This window comes from Sorangium sp. So ce385 (genome assembly GCF_051474135.1).
GTDB classification, from domain to species: Bacteria; Myxococcota_A; Polyangia; order Polyangiales; family Polyangiaceae; genus Sorangium; species Sorangium cellulosum_D.
On the sequence record NZ_CP150337.1, the window covers coordinates 2,586,291 to 2,602,538 of the forward strand.

Annotated in this window: 15 protein-coding genes; 11 read left to right on the plus strand and 4 right to left on the minus strand. The window is 71.9% G+C overall.

The annotated features are described in order from the left end of the window. The first annotated feature begins 29 nt into the window (after positions 1-29). The gene (locus WME83_RS09665; protein ID WP_437318977.1) at positions 30-1,013 is read left to right on the plus strand and encodes an alpha/beta fold hydrolase; all 984 of its coding nucleotides are present in this window, start codon (positions 30-32) and stop codon (positions 1,011-1,013) included. Positions 1,014-1,044: 31 nt separating this feature from the next. Here the strand turns inward: WME83_RS09665 and WME83_RS09670 are convergent, their stop codons facing one another. Further along, a complete protein-coding gene (locus WME83_RS09670; RefSeq protein WP_437318978.1) occupies positions 1,045-3,018 on the minus strand; it encodes a MutS-related protein in 1,974 nt (657 codons plus the stop codon). Between the two features lie 117 nt (positions 3,019-3,135). Here WME83_RS09670 and WME83_RS09675 point away from each other — a divergent pair, with 117 nt between their 5' ends. From WME83_RS09675 to WME83_RS09715, 9 genes are all read left to right on the plus strand, one after another. After that, positions 3,136-4,125 (plus strand): transaldolase, encoded by a 990-nt coding sequence (locus WME83_RS09675; protein WP_437318979.1) that lies wholly within the window; start codon positions 3,136-3,138, stop codon positions 4,123-4,125. Between the two features lie 306 nt (positions 4,126-4,431). After that, entirely contained in the window at positions 4,432-5,196 is a 765-nt protein-coding gene (locus WME83_RS09680; protein WP_437318980.1) for a class I SAM-dependent methyltransferase, read from the plus strand. A gap of 10 nt (positions 5,197-5,206) precedes the next feature. Continuing rightward, a complete protein-coding gene (locus WME83_RS09685) occupies positions 5,207-6,055 on the plus strand; it encodes a class I SAM-dependent methyltransferase (protein WP_437318981.1) in 849 nt (282 codons plus the stop codon). 31 nt (positions 6,056-6,086) lie between these two features. After that, positions 6,087-7,094, plus strand: coding sequence for a polysaccharide deacetylase family protein (locus tag WME83_RS09690; protein ID WP_437318982.1), 1,008 nt, complete (start codon positions 6,087-6,089; stop codon positions 7,092-7,094). Positions 7,095-7,238: 144 nt separating this feature from the next. After that, a complete protein-coding gene (locus WME83_RS09695) occupies positions 7,239-8,258 on the plus strand; it encodes a hypothetical protein (protein ID WP_437318983.1) in 1,020 nt (339 codons plus the stop codon). Between the two features lie 244 nt (positions 8,259-8,502). Then, on the plus strand, positions 8,503-8,829 hold the full coding sequence (locus WME83_RS09700; protein WP_437318984.1) for an acyl carrier protein: 327 nt from the start codon (positions 8,503-8,505) through the stop codon (positions 8,827-8,829). Then, entirely contained in the window at positions 8,826-9,770 is a 945-nt protein-coding gene (locus WME83_RS09705) for an SAM-dependent methyltransferase (protein ID WP_437318985.1), read from the plus strand. Before WME83_RS09700 ends, WME83_RS09705 begins: the two co-directional genes overlap by 4 nt. Next, complete coding sequence (locus WME83_RS09710; RefSeq protein WP_437318986.1) at positions 9,767-11,449, plus strand: AMP-binding protein; 1,683 nt, start codon at positions 9,767-9,769, stop codon at positions 11,447-11,449. The genes WME83_RS09705 and WME83_RS09710 overlap by 4 nt, the downstream gene beginning before the upstream one ends. Before the next feature lie 235 nt (positions 11,450-11,684). After that, positions 11,685-11,870: a hypothetical protein gene (locus tag WME83_RS09715; RefSeq protein ID WP_437318987.1), complete on the plus strand. Its 186-nt coding sequence runs from the start codon at positions 11,685-11,687 to the stop codon at positions 11,868-11,870. A gap of 38 nt (positions 11,871-11,908) precedes the next feature. Here WME83_RS09715 and WME83_RS09720 read toward each other — a convergent pair whose 3' ends face one another. Next, on the minus strand, positions 11,909-12,616 hold the full coding sequence (locus WME83_RS09720; protein WP_437318988.1) for a hypothetical protein: 708 nt from the start codon (positions 12,614-12,616) through the stop codon (positions 11,909-11,911). 288 nt (positions 12,617-12,904) lie between these two features. Next, positions 12,905-13,810 carry a glycoside hydrolase family 5 protein gene (locus WME83_RS09725; RefSeq protein WP_437318989.1) on the minus strand — a complete coding sequence of 302 codons (906 nt, stop codon included), beginning with the start codon at positions 13,808-13,810 and terminating at the stop codon, positions 12,905-12,907. Here WME83_RS09725 and WME83_RS09730 point away from each other — a divergent pair. Then, positions 13,800-14,150, plus strand: a complete 351-nt coding sequence (locus tag WME83_RS09730; protein WP_437318990.1) for a hypothetical protein — start codon at positions 13,800-13,802, stop codon at positions 14,148-14,150. The two genes, WME83_RS09725 and WME83_RS09730, sit on opposite strands and share 11 nt — an antisense overlap. Positions 14,151-14,705: 555 nt before the next feature. Here the strand turns inward: WME83_RS09730 and WME83_RS09735 are convergent. Beyond that, positions 14,706-16,202, minus strand: a complete 1,497-nt coding sequence (locus WME83_RS09735) for a carboxypeptidase regulatory-like domain-containing protein (protein WP_437318991.1) — start codon at positions 16,200-16,202, stop codon at positions 14,706-14,708. Positions 16,203-16,248: the final 46 nt, after the last annotated feature.

Genomic DNA, 16,248 nt, shown 5'->3' on the forward strand with positions numbered 1-16,248 from the left:
AGACCCTCGCGATCTGCTATGCCCGGCGGATGGGCATCCTCCCGCTCGCCGAGCGCCTCGCCAAGAAGGCGCTGAACCGCTCCGGGGTGCAGAGCCGCTGGGTCGACACGTCGGTCTGCCGCCTGCACCTCTACGATGCTCCCGGCACCGGCTCGCTCCCGACCGTGGTCCTGCTCCACGGCATCGGCTCGTCGGCGCTCCCGTACGCGCCCGTGCTCCAGCGGCTGCGGCGGCACGCCCGCCGCGTCGTCGCCGCGGAGGCGCCGGGCCACGGGTGGAGCGCGGCGCCGGCGTCGGCGTTCACGCCGGAGTGCCTCACCACCGCCATGAACGAGCTGCTCGACCGCGAGCTCGACGCGCCGGCCATCGTCGTCGGCAACTCCCTCGGCGGCGCGGTCGCGGTGAGCTACGCGCTGAGCTCGCCGGACCGCGTGCGCGCGCTGGTGCTCGCGTCGCCGGCCGGCGCGTGCATGGAGCAGGCCGAGCTCGCGGAGCTGCTCGGCAACTTCAAGCTGCGGTCGCGGGCCGACGCGCACGCGTTCTTCGCGCGGCTCTACCACCGCGTCCCGTGGTTCACCCCGCTGGTCGCCGGCGACATCGTGCGGATGTTCGCGCGCGAGACCATCGTCTCCTTCACGAGCTCGGCCCGGTGCGAGCACGCGTTCACGCCCGAGCAGCTGCAGTCCCTGTCGATGCCGATCCTGCTGATCTGGGGCCGCTCGGACCGCCTCATGCCGGGCGGCAACCTCGAGTACTACCGGCGGCACCTCCCGCCGCACGCGGAGATCGAGGAGCCCGAGGGCGTCGGCCACTGCCCGCACGTCGACGACCCGCGCCGTTTCGCCGAGCGGATCGCCGCGTTCGCGCGGGCGGTGACCTCGAAGGGCGCGGGCGCGCCCGCGGCGGCGGCCGCGTCACCGCCGCCGGCCGCGTCACCGCCGCCGACCGCGTCGGGCGCCGTGGGGGAGCGCGCCGTGACGCTCGATCAGGGCACGGGTCAGGCCGCGTCGTAGCGAGCCGATCCACCGGGACGGCGCGTCGCGCTCATTCCGGCGCCGCCGCCCTCTCCGACGCGGGCGGCGGCGGTGACGCGGCCGCCGCCGGCCCGCGCTCGCCCTCCGAGAAGTCGAGGTCGATCCCCACGATCTTCATGAGCCGCAGCGCGTTCGCGCTCGTCACGACGCCGGGCTTCAGCGTGTAGTCGAAGGTCATCCGGTCATCGACCACGAGCTCCTCGAAGTGCATGTTGCGCACGCGGCCCGAGGTCTCCTGCTCCAGCACGGAGAGCCCCATGTCGTGGGACGACACCGCGCCGATGGCCCCCCGCTCGACGAGGTGCCTCACCACCGCCCTGGCCCCGATCTGGCGCTCCCGCGCGTTCGTGCCGTGGAGGATCTCGTCGAGCAGGAACAGCACCGGCTCGCCGCGGTCCACGCCGTCGACGACGCGCTTGAGGCGGGTCAGCTCGGCGTAGAAGTGCGAGACGCCCTGCTCGAGCGAGTCCTTGATCCGCATGCTCGTCCGGACGCGGACCGGCGACAGCGACAGCGACGACGCGCACACCGGCGCGCCCGCGAGGGCGAGCACCGCGTTCACCCCGACCGCGCGCAGCAGCGTGCTCTTGCCCGACATGTTCGAGCCCGTCACGAGCAGCGCGGCGCCCGCGCCCTCCAGCGAGACGTCGTTCGTCACCCGGCGGCCGCGCGGCAAGAGCGGGTGGCCGAGCCCCATCGCCGCGAAGCGCGGCTCCCCCGCGCTCACCTCGGGGTAGGCGTAGTCGGGGTTCTCGTGCGCGAACGTCGCGAGGCTCGCGAGCGCCTCGACGTGCCCGAGCGTCCGCATCCACGCCTTCACGTGCCGGCCCGCGCGCAGCTTCCACCGCTCCAGGGCGAGCGCGCACCACACGTCCCAGAGCAGGAAGAGGTCGGCGACGAGGTGGATGAGCCCGCTGTGGCGCAGATCCGAGTAGCCCACCCGGGTCTCGAGCGCCGTCATCTCGCGCGAGGCGAGCGCGCCCGAGGGGCCGGCGAGCTCGGCCTTGAGCTCGTTCAGGAGCGCCGACGAGAACGCCTGCTGCTCGATGCGCGCGAGGAGCGGCCGGTACCGCGCGAACGGCGCCTCGCGCGACGAGGCGGCGGCGAGGATCGGCTCGATCGCGGGCCGCAGGAGGAGCAGCACGAGGAGCTGGGCCCCGAACGGAAGGAGCCACGCGTGGCGGAGCAGCCCGAGCTGCTCCGCCGGGACGATCTGCGGCGCGGCGAGCAGCGCGAGCGTCAGCGGCACGAGCACCTTCGCCGCGGTCAGCAGCGCGCTCGCCGGCAGGCCGCCGGCGCGCGCCTCGGCGCCGAGCAGCGCCGGGGGCGCCTCGGCCCACGCGATGAGCGGCCCGGCCTCGCGCCCGCGCGCCCCCGCCTGCATGCCCACGACGGCGAGATCCTCCCGGAACGCGCCGAGGCCGGCGAGCTCGCGCACCGCCTCCTGCCGCGCCGCCACGGCGGGCGCCGGGGAGGGCTCGGTGAGCCAGGCCGCGAGCGTGGCCTCGCCCTCGCCCGTCTGGGCCACGTCGAGCAGCTGGAACAGCGACGCCTGCCCGAAGACGTCGAGATCGCCCGCGTAGTCGTGGTCGGGCGCGGCGAAGCGCTCGCCCCGCTCGGGGAAGTCGGCGAAGTCGCCGGCGACGCGCCGCTTGCCGCGCACGTAGAGGCCGATGCGCTGCTCGAGCTCCGTCATCCGGGTGACGAGGCGCGCGTGCGCCACGAGCAGCCCGAGGAACACCGCGGTCACCGCGCCGGCGGCGTACGCGACCCACCGGGGCACGTCGCCGAAGAGCGCGTACCCCCCGGCCACGACCGCGGCCACGAACGAGACCCCGCGCAGCAGCGAGAACGTCCTCGACCGGCGATCGAGCGCGCCGGCCTCGGCGCGCAGGACGGCCAGGCGATCGTCGTAGGCGGACAGGACGCGCTGCGCGACGGCGTCGGGGGGCGGCTGCGCGACGGCGTTGGGGGGCGGCTCCACGGGGCGCTGTCCATAGGCCACCGCGGGCCGTGCATCCAGCGGCAGCGGAGGCCCTTCGCACGAAGGCCACGAAAGCTTTGGAGCGTCCTGCCTGGCTGCTCGTACTACAATGGCGCCATGGACCAGAACCTGCTGGAGCGCCTCAAGGCGTACACCGTCGTGGTCGCCGACACCGGCGACATCAACTCGATCGAGAAATTCCGCCCGCAAGACGCGACGACGAACCCGTCGCTCATCACCGCGGCCGCCCAGATGCCCGAGTACACCGACATCGTGAGCGGCGCGCTCGCGTGGGCCCAGAAGGAGGCGGGCCAGAGCAAGGAGCCGGGCGACGCCGTGAGCCTCGCGTTCGACCGGCTCGCCGTCGATTTCGGCTTGCGCATCCTGAAGATCATCCCCGGCCGCGTCTCGACCGAGGTCGACGCGCGCCTCTCCTACGACACCCAGGCGACGATCGAGAAGGGCCGGCGCATCATCCGCCTCTACGAGGAGGCCGGCGTCTCGCGCGAGCGCGTGCTCATCAAGATCGCCTCGACGTGGGAGGGCATCCGCGCGGCGGAGGTCCTCGAGAAGGAGGGCATCCACTGCAACCTCACGCTGCTCTTCGGGCTGCACCAGGCGATCGCGTGCGCCGAGGCGGGCGTGACGCTCATCTCGCCGTTCGTCGGCCGCATCCTCGACTGGTACCTGAAGGACACGGGCCGCGCGAGCTACGCGCCCGCCGAGGACCCGGGCGTCGTCTCGGTCACGAAGATCTACAACTACTACAAGAAGCACGGCTACAAGACCGAGGTGATGGGCGCGAGCTTCCGCAACATCGACGAGATCAAGGAGCTCGCCGGCTGCGATCTCCTGACGATCTCGCCGAAGCTGCTCGCCGAGCTCGCCGCCGCGCGCGGCGACCTGCCGAGGAAGCTCGACCCGGACGCGGCGCGCGCCATGCACGTCGAGAAGATCACGATGGATGAGGCGACGTTCCGCGCGATGCACGGCGCCGACCGGATGGCGAGCGACAAGCTCAGCGAGGGGATCGACGGCTTCGCGAAGGCGCTCGCCCAGCTCGAGGTCCTGCTCCGCGAGCGCCTGCAGAAGGTGGCGGCCTCCTAGCGCCGGCGGCGCGGGCGCGGCCCGCGGGGCAGAACGCCGGGGAAAAACGCCTCGGCGCCCCGCGCGCCGCGACGCCGGCCCGGGCGCCCGACGGCCCGGAGGCGCAGGGCGAAGCCGGAGGGCCGGCTTGCGTGCGGGCCTTCGCGTCTTCTAGGATTCGTGGCGCTGGATGGCACGCGGATCGCATTCAACCAACCCGACCAGCTCGACCAACGCGACCAGCCGCGGTGTGGCGGGTCGAATGCGATCCTCCGGGGAGGCTCTCCGTGGAGCCGCCCCCTCCGTCATGGCAACGAGGAGGCGACGTTGAAGCTCACGTCACAGGAGTACTGGGAGAACCATTGGAAGCTCAACGCCGCCGCCGAGGACATGGGCGGCGGGTGCGAGCTCTACGACGACATCGCTCCCTTCTTGCCGCGCGGAGAGGGTTTGTCGTTCCTCGAGATCGGGTGTGCGCCGGGCCGCATCCTCGCCGACTTCTGCGGGCGCCTCGGCTACGCCGCCCACGGCCTCGACTTCGCCTGCGACCCGGCCGTCGTCGAGCAGGAGCTCACGAAGCGCGGCGTCAAGGTCGGCAAGATCGAGAAGGGGGACTTCTTCTCCTGGAAGCCCGAGGAAAAATTCGATATTGTAGCTTCCTTCGGGTTCATCGAGCACTTCGATGACGCGGGGTCGGTGGTGGATCGGCACTTCGAGCTGGTGAAGCCGGGAGGCACCGTTGTCGTGGCCATGCCGAACTTTGCCGGCGGGCAGAAGGCGCTCCACTGGCTGTTCGACCGCAAGAACCTGAACGGCCACAACACCCGCATCATGAACCTGCCGTTCCTCGAGGCCGCGGCCCGCCGCAACGGCGCCGAGATCGTCCAGGCCCGTTACACGGGCGGCCACTTCGATTTCTGGCTGGACGACGAGGCGCCTCTCTTGGCGCGGCGTGTCGTCTGGAAGCTCGTCGCGCCGCTCCGGGCGATCGCCAGCCGGGTGGTCCCTGGCGAGACGAACCCCTGGTTTTCCCCCTACCTGTTCGCCATCTACAGGGCGCCCACGCAGACGGGGGGCACGCCTGACGCTTGAGCCTTTCCCGATGAGCGAGCCCAGCCCGAACGTCACCTCGCCGCCAGCTGTCCGGGACGCCGACGCCGACCGCCGCTTCCGCGAGTGCGCCCAGCGCCACGGCTGGGATCCGGACGACGTCTTCGTGGGGGGCTATGTCGCCTGGGAGTGGCGGCACAGCCGCCACGCCTACGACGACCTCTTCACGTCGGTCCGCGGCAAGAAGGTGCTCGAGTTCGGCTGCCACCTGGGCGGGACGGCGATCGTCCTCGCGACGCTCGGCGCCGACGTGACAGCGATCGACGTCGACCCCACGTACGTCGAGCTGACCCAGCTGAACGTCGAGCGCCACGGGATGTCCGACAAGGTGCGCGTCCTTCACGTCCCCGACACGACCTCGCTTCCGTTCGCGGACGAGGAGTTCGAGCTCGTCTCCTGCAACAGCGTGCTCGAGTATGTCCCGCCCGAGCGCCTGCCCGCCGTCCAGCGCGAGATCGACCGGGTGCTCGCGCCGTGGGGGTTCGTCGTGATCCTGGGCACCAGCAACCGCCTCTGGCCGGTCGAGCTCCACAGCCGCCGCCCGCTGATGAACTACGTGCCTCGCCCGCTGCACCCCTTGTTTCCGGGCCCGTCGGTCTACAGCGTATTTCCCTGGCAGCTCCGGCGCGGGTTCGGCGATTATGCGGACATCTCGCAGCAGGATCGGGGCCGGCTGATCGTCGACTTGAAGGCCAAGATGGGCATGTCCGGGCCGCGGCTCCTGGCCTTCTCCGCGGCGAACCGGCTGCTCGGTCCGCTGGGGATGCACGTGGGCTTCGTTGCCCCGACGATCACGATGGTTCTTCAGAAGCGCGGTGAGGGAGGAGCAGGCGATGGCTGACGGCAGGACGCGGGTATATATTACCGTGGACGTGGAGTGCGCCGAAGAGCGCATCACGGGCGACAGCAAATCTCCCGCGATGGGCTACGACCTCCGCATCTGGGGCCGCTTCGTCAACCAGCGCGACCCGCTCGGCATCGAGCTCATCATGCGCGAGCTCGAGGCGCACGGTCAGCGCGGGACGTTCTTCGTCGAGGCGATCGGCTCGTACAGCTTCGGGATGGACGGCCTCACGAACGTGTGCCAGGCGCTGCACAGCCGGGGCCACGACGTGCAGCTGCACGTGCACCCGGTGCAGCGGCGCGCGGACTGGCACACGCGGGGCGAGGCCCGCGTCTCGGACGACATCGCCGACTACCCGGTCGAGGAGCAGGCGCGGCTGCTCCTCGAGGGGCGCGACCTGCTCGTGCGCGCGGGCGTCCCGGCGAGCGAGCTGCTCGGCTACCGCGCCGGCAACTTCGGCGCGAACAACGACACCTGGCGGGCGATGAAGCTCGCGGGGCTCGTGCTGAGCAGCAACTACAACCCCTGCTACTTCAACAAGAACTGCAAGATGCAGTATCCCGGCGCGCGGCTCGGCCTCTTCGAGACGCCCGAGAAGGGGGTGTACGAGCTGCCGGTCACGAACTTCATCGAGCCGACGAAGCGCTTCAGGCACCTCCAGATCACGGCGGTGACGCTCGACGAGATCAAGCATTGCCTCCTCCGCTACCGCGCCCTCGGGGTCAAGGAGGTCACGCTGGTGACCCACTCGTTCGAGTTCTACTTCCTCGACTCGGCGGAGGCGCGCCGCGGCTATCCGAACCGGCTCAACGTGGATCGGCTCCGCGGGCTCTGCCGCTTCCTCAAGGAGAACTCGAGGGATTTCGAGGTCGACACCGTGGGCGCCCTCGCGCGCCGGCTCGCGGACGCGTCGCCGGAGGCCGACGAGAGCGAGCCGCCGTCGCTGCAGTTCCCTCACTCCAATGCCATCCACCATGCGCGCCGCGTCGTCGAGCAGGCGTACAAGCGCGTCGCGCAGCGGTTCACGTTCGGCTAGCCCCGCCCGCGGGCGGCCGAGGGGCGCCCCACCGGACAGCGAGGGCGCCCCGGCGTGGGGCGGCCCCGGCGAAGCCCGGCCGGCGCCTCGGCGCGCGCCCGCGTCGGACGCCCTCCGGCGGCGCTCCGGTGCTAAGGAGCGCGCATGCGGCTCATCGGACAGATCCACGTTTCGCTCAAGGGCAGCATCATCCAGCGCGACCCCACGCTCTGGGAGAAGCTGAAGCGCGGCCTCGGCGCCAAGCTGGACCTCGACACGGATCGCATGCGCGTCGAGCTGGAGGCGACCGCCGTGGTCGATCAGGTGCGGCGGGCGCTCGTCCAGCTCGGGGTCGGCAACGCGCTCTCGCTGGTCATCGACGACACCGTCATCTTCCAGGACACCGACGGGAAGCCGGACGACCTCCCCGATCTCGTCCTCGCGCTGTCCGAGCATTCGTCCGTGTTCGGGCGCGGCTTCACCGAGCTCAAGTTCGCCGCCGAGCACGAGGAGGCGGGGCTGCACCTCGTGATCGAGGCGCGCGCCCGCGCCGAGCACGCCGAGGGCGAGCCGGCGGGGATCGTGTCCGTCGGCGGGCGGCTGCGCGATCTCGAGCCGCGCGCCGGCGAGGCCGCGGAGGACTACCGCCGCCGCGTCGAGCCCCTCGCGAAGGACCCCGCGCTGTTCGAGACGGCGCGGCTGCAGTTCGAGTCCTTCGTCGGGCGCCTCGAGGGCGCCCTCAAGGCGTCGATGCCGGAGGCGCGCGTGGAGCAGCGCCACGCCGAGGCGCGCGTCGTGCACGCGCCCTCGGGCGACGGCGCGGCCGCCGGGCCGCAGCCGGCGAGCCCCACGCACCCGGGCTACGACCCGTTCATGGTCTATTACCCTCCGAGCCCGCTCAGCGTGATGCTGGACGTGATGCTCATCTCCTCGTTCATGCACATGCTCTCGCCTCCCCACGTGCTCTTCGTGAGCCCGGCGGGCATGCCGCTCGGCACCGCGCAGGAGGCCGCGGCGAATCCCGATCTCTTGAACGACGCCGATCGCGGGGACGACGGCGCGGGCGACGAGGGCGCGGGCGACGAGGGGGACGGGCCGGACGACGGCGATCCGTGGGGCGATGACGGCGGCGGGCTCGACGACGGCGGCGGCGATCTCGGCGACTTCGGCGATTTCGGCGATTGAGCCGCTCGCGCCGGATCCGCGGGCGCGGCCGCCGGCGTCCTGAGCCGCGCGCCACGCCCGTCGCGCGCTGGCGCCGGCGCGCCGCCATCGCGCCGCCAAGCGGGCGAGCGCGCTCGTCCGGCCATGGACGGCGAATGGCGATCATGGTACGGCCCAGTCCGGCCGTGACCGGCGCTGGCATGGAGGTCCACTCGCGCCGGCGCATTGAAGGTCGCGCGCGCCCAACCCTGGACTGGAGAGCGCGATGAAGAAGAGCGAGGCGGCGCTGGGTAAGCAGCCGCAGGCGGCGAGCGGGGGAGATCCGGAGATCGCCCGCGAGGTCCGCACCATCATTGCAGAGCGATGTGGGATGAGCGTCGATGCCGTGACTCCCGATCTGTCGCTCGAGAACGGCCTCGGCGTGGATTCGCTGGCGCTCATCGAGGTCAACGTCGCATTGGAGGAGCGATTCCAGATCGTGGCGCCCGATTTCGCGGCGCCGGATCAGGCGCAGATCAGCACGGTCGGCGACGTGATCGCCTTCGTCGAGGCGCAGCTCGCGGCGCGGGGCGGCCGGGGAGGGGCGTCGTGATCTCCCCGCGCACGCGCGCCGAGCGCGAGGCCGCCGCCCGGTCGCCCGAGGAGCAGCGGGAGCACGAGCGGCGGGAGGTCGCCGCCCATTACCAGAACGACCCGGAGATCTTCTCCATGGTCCTCGACAGCCGCCTCGCCTATGCGACGGGCATCTTCCTCGATCCCGGGGAGAGCCTCGAGGCGGCGCAGGAGCGCAAGTACGACTGGGTCCGCCGCGAGCTCGACATCCACCCCGGCGAGCGCGTCCTCGACGTGGGGTGCGGCTGGGGCTCGAACCTCATCTATCTCGCCGAGCGCACCGGCGGGAGCTTCCGGGGCGTCACGCTGAGCGACAAGCAGCGGCAGGAGGCGCTCCGCCGCGCCGACCGGGCGGGCGTCGCCTCGCGGGTCCGCATCGACCTCGCCCATATCGAGGACGTCGACCTCGAGCCCGAGTCGCTCGACGCGGTGCTCTTCGTGGGCAGCATCGTGCACATGCACAACCGCGAGCGGATCCACCAGAAGATCGCCGCCGCTCTGCGCCCGGGCGGCAGGCTGCTCATCTCCGACTGCTACTTCCCGGCGCGCGCCCGCGGCGACCGGGAGAGCTCCGCCACGCAGTACATCTTCGTCCAGGCGCTCGGCTACTGCCGCCTGATCTCGCTCGCGGAGGAGCTCGGGATGATCGAGCAGGCCGGCCTCGATGTCCGGCGCGTCGAGGACCTCACGAGCTCGTACGTGCACACGGTCGCCCGGTGGATCGACAACGTGCGCGCGAACCGCGCCCGGATCGACGCGCGCGCGCCCGGCTTCTCGCGGCTGCTCCAGACGTACATGACCGTGGGCCGGCTCTCGTTCGCGCGCCGCACCGCGCTCGAGTACATGATCGTGGCGACGAAGGGCGGCGGCCGCGAGCGCCTCGGCGTCGCGCCCTCTCCCGAGCCGGGGCGCGCGCCGTGAGCGCCGCGAAGGGTGGAGTCGCCGCGCGGACGGTCGCGGGCCTGCTCCGGGCGCGGGCCGAGGCCACGCCGGATCGGTTCGGCTTCTACCACAAGCAGCACGGCGAGTTCGTCGGCTGGACGTGGGCGGAGTACTGGCGCCGCGCGCGCGCGGCGGCGTCGGGGCTCATCGAGGCGGGCGTGCGCCCGGGCGACCGCGTGCTCATGCTCGTGACGGACGTCGAGGTGGCGGTGCCGTGCCTCTTCGGCGTCTGGGTGCTCGGCGCGGTGCCGATCCAGGTCGGGGTGCCGTACCGGCTCACGGACGTGGCGGCGTTCCTCGGCGAGCTCCGGCGGACGGCGGCCCGGGTCGGCGCGCGCGCGCTCGTGGTCTCGTCGGCGCTGCTCGGCTTCGCGCAGGGCGAGGGCGGCGCGGAGGGCCTCACCCAGCTCGCCGCCGAGCCGCTGCTCGACGCGCCGCTCGACGCCTCGCTGCCCGATCCGGACCGCGCGCCCGGCCCCGCGCTCATCCAGCTCACGAGCGGCAGCACCGGGCACCCGCGCGGCGTGGTCATCCCGCACGAGCGGCTCATGCTGCACCTTGACGCGATGAGCCAGCGGCTCCCGGTGCGCGGCGAGGGCGCCGGGGGCGTGTCGTGGCTGCCGCTCCACCACGACATGGGGCTCGTCGGCGGGCTGCTGTTCCCGCTCTTCAACGACTTCCCCGTGCACATGCTCTCGCCGCTCGAGTTCCGGACGCGGCCGTTCTCGTGGCTCGCGGAGATGTCGCGCATCCGGGGCGTCATCTCGCTCGGGCCGCCGAGCGCCTACGCCATCTGCGTCGGGCTCGCCCGCCGCGCCGTCGAGGCGGGCCTCGACCTCGGCGCGTGGCGGTGCGCGATGGTCGGCGCCGAGCCGATCGCCCCCGCCTTGCTCCGCCGCTTCGCCGAGGCGTTCGCGCCCTGCGGCTTCCGCCTCGAGGCGTTCTTCCCGGTCTACGGGCTCGCCGAGGCGACGGTCGCCGTGACCTTCCCCGATCTGCTCGCCGCGCCGCGCGTGCTCACGGTGGATCGCGGCCTGCTCGAGCGCGAGGGCCGCGTCGAGGAGGCCGCGCCGGGGCCTCTGTCGCTGGAGCTCGTCGGCGTCGGCAGGCCCATCCCCCACACGGAGATCCGCGTCGTGGACGCCGGGCGCAGCCCCGTCCCGGAGCGCACCGTCGGGGAGATCGAGGTGCGCTCGGAGACCGTGATGGAGGGGTATTTCAACGAGCCCGAGGCGACCGCCGAGGCGCTCGTGGACGGCTGGCTGCGCACGGGGGATCTCGGGTTCCTCGATCGCGGGACGCTGTTCGTCACCGGCAGGAAGAAGGAGGTGATCATCAAGGGCGGGCACACGATGATCCCCGCGGTGATCGAGGAGATCGCGTCCCGGGTGGACGGCATCCGGGCCGGGTGCGTGGTCGCGGTGGGGCTCTACCTCGAGGAGCGCCAGACCGAGGCCGTCTACGTGGTCGCCGAGACGCGCGCCGAGGCCTCCGAGCACGCCGGCCTCACCGAGCGCGTGCGCGAGGCGCTGCGGGCGAACGGGGTCACGGTCGACCAGGTCGTCCTGCTCCCGCCGGGCGAGCTGCCCAAGACGACGAGCGGCAAGCTGCGGCGCCGCGAGGTCGCCGAGCGGCTGCGCGCGGCGGGGCCTCGCTGAAGGGCGCCGGCCCCCGTGGGGGCCTAGGGTCGGACTCGGGGGGACGCCCGCAGCGCGCATCCGTGCTTCCGGGTCGAACTGCCGGTCTGCCGTTCAACCGTCTTCCAGAGATCTTTTCCGTTCGCCTCAACGATGGACAGACTCGTCGCGGCGCGGCCGATTTCGCGGGCGCTGCAGCGCTGCGCGCGATAGATCCCGGAGCCGCTCTCCGGAGCACAACCGAACGGGACCGTCCATGTTGCGTCGCCCGACAGAACACGCCTCCACCTGTCCTGCCCCGCTTTCGCCCGAGGCGCGCGCGTGGGAGCTCGAGCAGCTCCGGGCGCTCGGCCTCGAGGACGGCGACTGGAGCTCGCACGACCAGTGCCCCTTCTGTGCGGGGCGGCCCCTGTCCTCGGAGAAGGCGCCGAAGCGCGCGTGAGCGATGCGGGGAGACGCGCGCTCTCCGCTCGCTGAGGGTCAGGGCAGAGCGATGCGCACCGTCTCCTGGTGATCCTCGTCCGCGCTGCAGCACGGCTGGCCGCCGCCGCAGCCGAGCGACTGTAGATCGAGACAAACGCAGTCCGCGATGCCGTGCTCGCACCTGCCGCGGTGCTCCGCGACGGGCGCGCACCGGTAGGTGGTCCCGGACTCGGGCGTGCCCCCGACGACGGCGACGCAGACCTCGACGTTTCGCCTGCACTCGAGATCGCCGCACGCGAACGTGCCCACGGCGCATACCTCGGGGTCGGCCCTGGCCTGGCCGGTCGTCCACAGCTTGCATTGGGCCTCGATGTCCTCCAGGACCTCGCCGTTGCACAGGCAGGCTGGGCCGGCCGTGCCATCGCAGCTGAAGCCGCTCTCGCACGACCCCGTGACCTCTTCTCCGCAGGCGTGCAGGGGGATGATGCACACGCCCCCCGGGCAGTCCGCCCGCTCGGAGCATTCGCCGCCGCTGCCCCGTCCTCCGTCGCCGCCTTGTCCGTCGCTGGTCCCGCCGTCGCCGCCTTGCCCGCCGTCGCCGCCTTGCCCGCCGTCGCCGCCTTGCCCGCCGTCGCCGAGCCCGCCGGCGCCGCCCCGCCCGCCAGCGCCGCCGGGCCCGCCGCCGTCGGTCGAGCCGTCACCGCCGCTGTCGCTGCATCCTGCGATCGCCCCGAGCGCCAGCACGAGCGATATCCATCGAAGCATATCCACCTCCACGTTCGCTCCATTGCACCATTGCACCGTCGCACCGTTGCACCGTTGCACCGTTGCACCATTGCACGGCGCGAACCAGCGAACGATCCTGCGGGCTCGTCGGGCTCTCGGCGGCGGAGCCGGGCCGGGATGGGCCGCGCCGGTGGCACACATCGTCACAGCGATCCTGACGTGTGACCCTTCCGCGGCGACGCCGGGCAGTGGTCAACGTTGCCCAGAGAGAGGGCGCGGGGGCTCGATCGGGTCCAGGTCACCGGGGCGAGCGCCCCGGGGCGCGGATCACTCCGCGATCTTCGCCTTCACCCACTTGCCCGACTCGGTGAGGTCGTTGTCGGTCCAGTTGCCCATGGTGTTCGCCCGGGGCTTCAGCGCGGAGCACGCCTCGTCCTTGTCGCCCAGCGACCAGTTGGCCCAGCTGATGTTGTGCGCGTCGAGGAAGTTGAGCCAGGTCCCCGACTCGCCGAGATCGAGCGCGCCGTCGCCGCTGGCGTCGCACGTCCCCCACTCGGTCACGAACAGCGCCAGGCCCTTGTCCATCGCGCGCTGAGCCTTCTCGCGCAGCGCGTTCTTGTGCGTCGCGGCGTAGAAGTGCAGGGTGTACGCCACGTTGGGGTCGTTGATGCGGTTGTCCGCGGCGACGTCCGCGTCCTGCGACCAGTTCGGCGAGCCGACGATGACGAGGTTGTTCGCGCCCTGGCCGCGGATCTCGCCGATCACCGCCTCGGCATACGACTTCACGGTCTGCCAGTTGTGCGTGTTGAGCGGCTCGTTGAAGACCTCGAAGATCACGTTGGGCACGTTCTTGTAGGTCTGCGCCACCTCGCGGAAGTAGCTCCTCGCCTGATCGAGGTGGTTGTTCGCGTTGTGATCGTGCCAGTCGAGGATCACGTAGATGCCCTTCCCGATCGCCGCGTCGGCGATGGCCTTCGCCTTGGCCTTCTGGCCGCCCGCGTCTTCGAGGTAGCCGCCTTCGTTCTCGATGCCCATCGCCGCGCGGACGACGGTCGCCTTCCAGTTGTCGGCGATCGAGTTGACGACGTTCGCGTTGTAGTAGTTGCTCCACTGGCTCCAGAACAGGCTCATGCCCTTGAGCTGGACCGGGACCCCGTGCTCACCGACGATGTTGCCGTCCTTGACCCGGAGCAGGCCGTGGCGCTCGACCGGCGTTCCTTCCGTGGGCACCATCCCGGTGCCCGTGCTCGTCGTCGACGACGAGGTCGCCCCGGGCCCCGTCGTGGTGGAGCTGACCGAGGTCGTCGAGCTGACCGAGGTCGTCGAGCTGACCGAGGTCGTCGAGCTGGCCGAGGTCGTCGAGCTGGCCGAGGTCGTCGTTCCCCCGCCGCCGGCGCCGCCGGCGCCGCCGGTGCCGTCATCCGTCGACGCGTCGCCGCAGCCGATCAGCGCGGCTGCTTGCAAGGCGACCGCCGCGAGGCCGAATGACCACTTCGACCCGCCAAGCACACCGCGAAACGAAACGCTCTTCATCATGTCCTCCAAGGGAAGTGACCGTATGGCGCGGCATTAAAAGGGCAGCTCAGCGCCGTGGCAAGCCCTCGATGCGGTAAAAGTAAATAGACGAAACTAAGGCTGGGCATGTGGGCCCGAAAACCGTGCTGCCGGGTGGAGCGCCCGTGGCGGGGCGCCCGTCAGCCACCGGGGAGGGTTGAGGCGGCGCCATCACGGGCGTTGATTTGCCCGAGCTGTGGTGTGCAAGCAACTGAAAATTTGCGCAAGACGCATGCCAGTCCGCTGGACCGGCGAATCGAGCGGTGTCGCCGTGCGTCCGTGGCCCGCGCGAGCCTTCTTTCCCTCCGCTTTCCCTCTTTCCCTCGGCTTTCCCTCGAGGAGCTGCGCAGGCTACGGCGCTCCCCTCGGTGGTCGGGCGACCACCCTGGTCAACCGCCCATCCATGCGCAGAGCGTCAATATCGCTCATGAAATTGAGGACGAACGCGCCCCGGATGTCAAGCCTCGAGCGCGCCTGTCGTGGCGCTCTGTGCCGTCCTGGTCCACCCGCCGACCGGTGCCAACATTGACCACTGAGCTCCTCGCCGCGACGGCGAGCGCGCCGTCACCTCGGGTCACCTCGGGACAGGCACCGGCGGGGGCTCGTCGTCCGGCGTGATGCACGCCGACAGGTCGAACAGCATGAAGAGCAGCGCCTTCTCCTGGGCCGTCAGCTCGTGGATCTCCCCGTCGCGGTCCTCGCACCCGCTCGGGAACGGCGCCCCGGCCACGTCGGTCGCCGCCACGTGGATGTCCGTGTACACGAACCGGCCGCACTGCTGTTCTTCCGGGGCGCCGATCGGCGTGTTGAACGTGAAGTACTTGACCCCCGCCCGCGCATCGAAGGCCGGATCGGCGTCGTTGTAGAGCCACCGCGTCGCGATCTCCTCGTTCACCGCGTCGACCCAGTGCTGCGGATCGTCGATCTCGATCCGCCCCGGCACGGTCGACGCCCCCACGCGGACGAGCCAGTCCCGGAGCGCCGCGCCCTTCGGAAACGTGGTGTCCACCAGCACGGGGAGCCCGTCGTCGGGGTCGCTGCCCTCGTCCCAGTCCGCCGTCTCGGGGAACCGCTCCGGCCCGAGCCGCAGCCAGGTGTTGTGCCAGTGCGACGCGAACACGCGACCTCCCGCCGACGCGTAGTCGAACATCGCCCGCAGCGCCGCCTCGGGCTTGTCGGCCACGAACGCCGACCCCTCGCACGACAGGATCACCATGTCGTATTGCTGCAGGTTGTCGAGCGAGCCCCAGAACTCCCGCGCAGGGGAGAAGGCCGCCCCGCCGTTCAGCCCGTCGCGGTACCGGCTCGTCGCGCTGTCCCCCTCGATGGCGCGCCCGGCGAACAGGTTCACCCGCCCGTCGCCCGTCTCCGGCGTGAACTCCGACGCGTCGATACCCATCTTGTAGAGCAGGCACTCCAGCACGTCCGCGCCGCCGGTCGTCAGCGCGATCTTCGGGAGATGGCCCTCCGACGTGTTGCGCGGCAGCCGGACCTCCCCGTCCACGGTCGGGTTGTCGACGCACGCCTCGACCTTCGGCAGCGTGATCCGGCGCCGCCATTTGCCGAGCTGGACGACGAGCGGGATGTCCTCGCCGACCGGCACGTCCTCCAGCACGAACCGCCCCTCCGTGTCCGTCAGCGCGAGCGCGATGGGGTCTCCGGAGAGCGTCACGTTGCACGGCTCGCAGCTCGCCCCGTCGGCGATCGGATCAAGCTCCCTGTTCGGGACGTACACGACGACGTTGTACAGCGGGAGCTCGCCCGCGGGCGTATACACGGTGCCGCTCACCGTGGTCGTGCCGCCGCCCGAACAGGCGATCTTCTGGCACTCGAGCCCCTCGCATCCGCCGCTCCCGCCGGTGGATACGCCGCTCCCGGCCGGGAACGGGTCGCCCCCGAGGCCGCTCCCTGCGCCCTGGTCCGCGCCCCCGCCCCCGCCGCCGCCGGCGCCGGCGCCGGCGGCGCTCGCGCTCACCCCGCTCGGATCGCCGCAAGAGCACCCGGCCGCCACGGCCGGCGCCACGGCCGCCGCGGCCAGGAGCCATCCGGCGATGTCACGCAGCTTCACCATTCGAACCCCTCCGGGCGCGGCGGGGCGAGGGCGCCCAGCTCCGCTC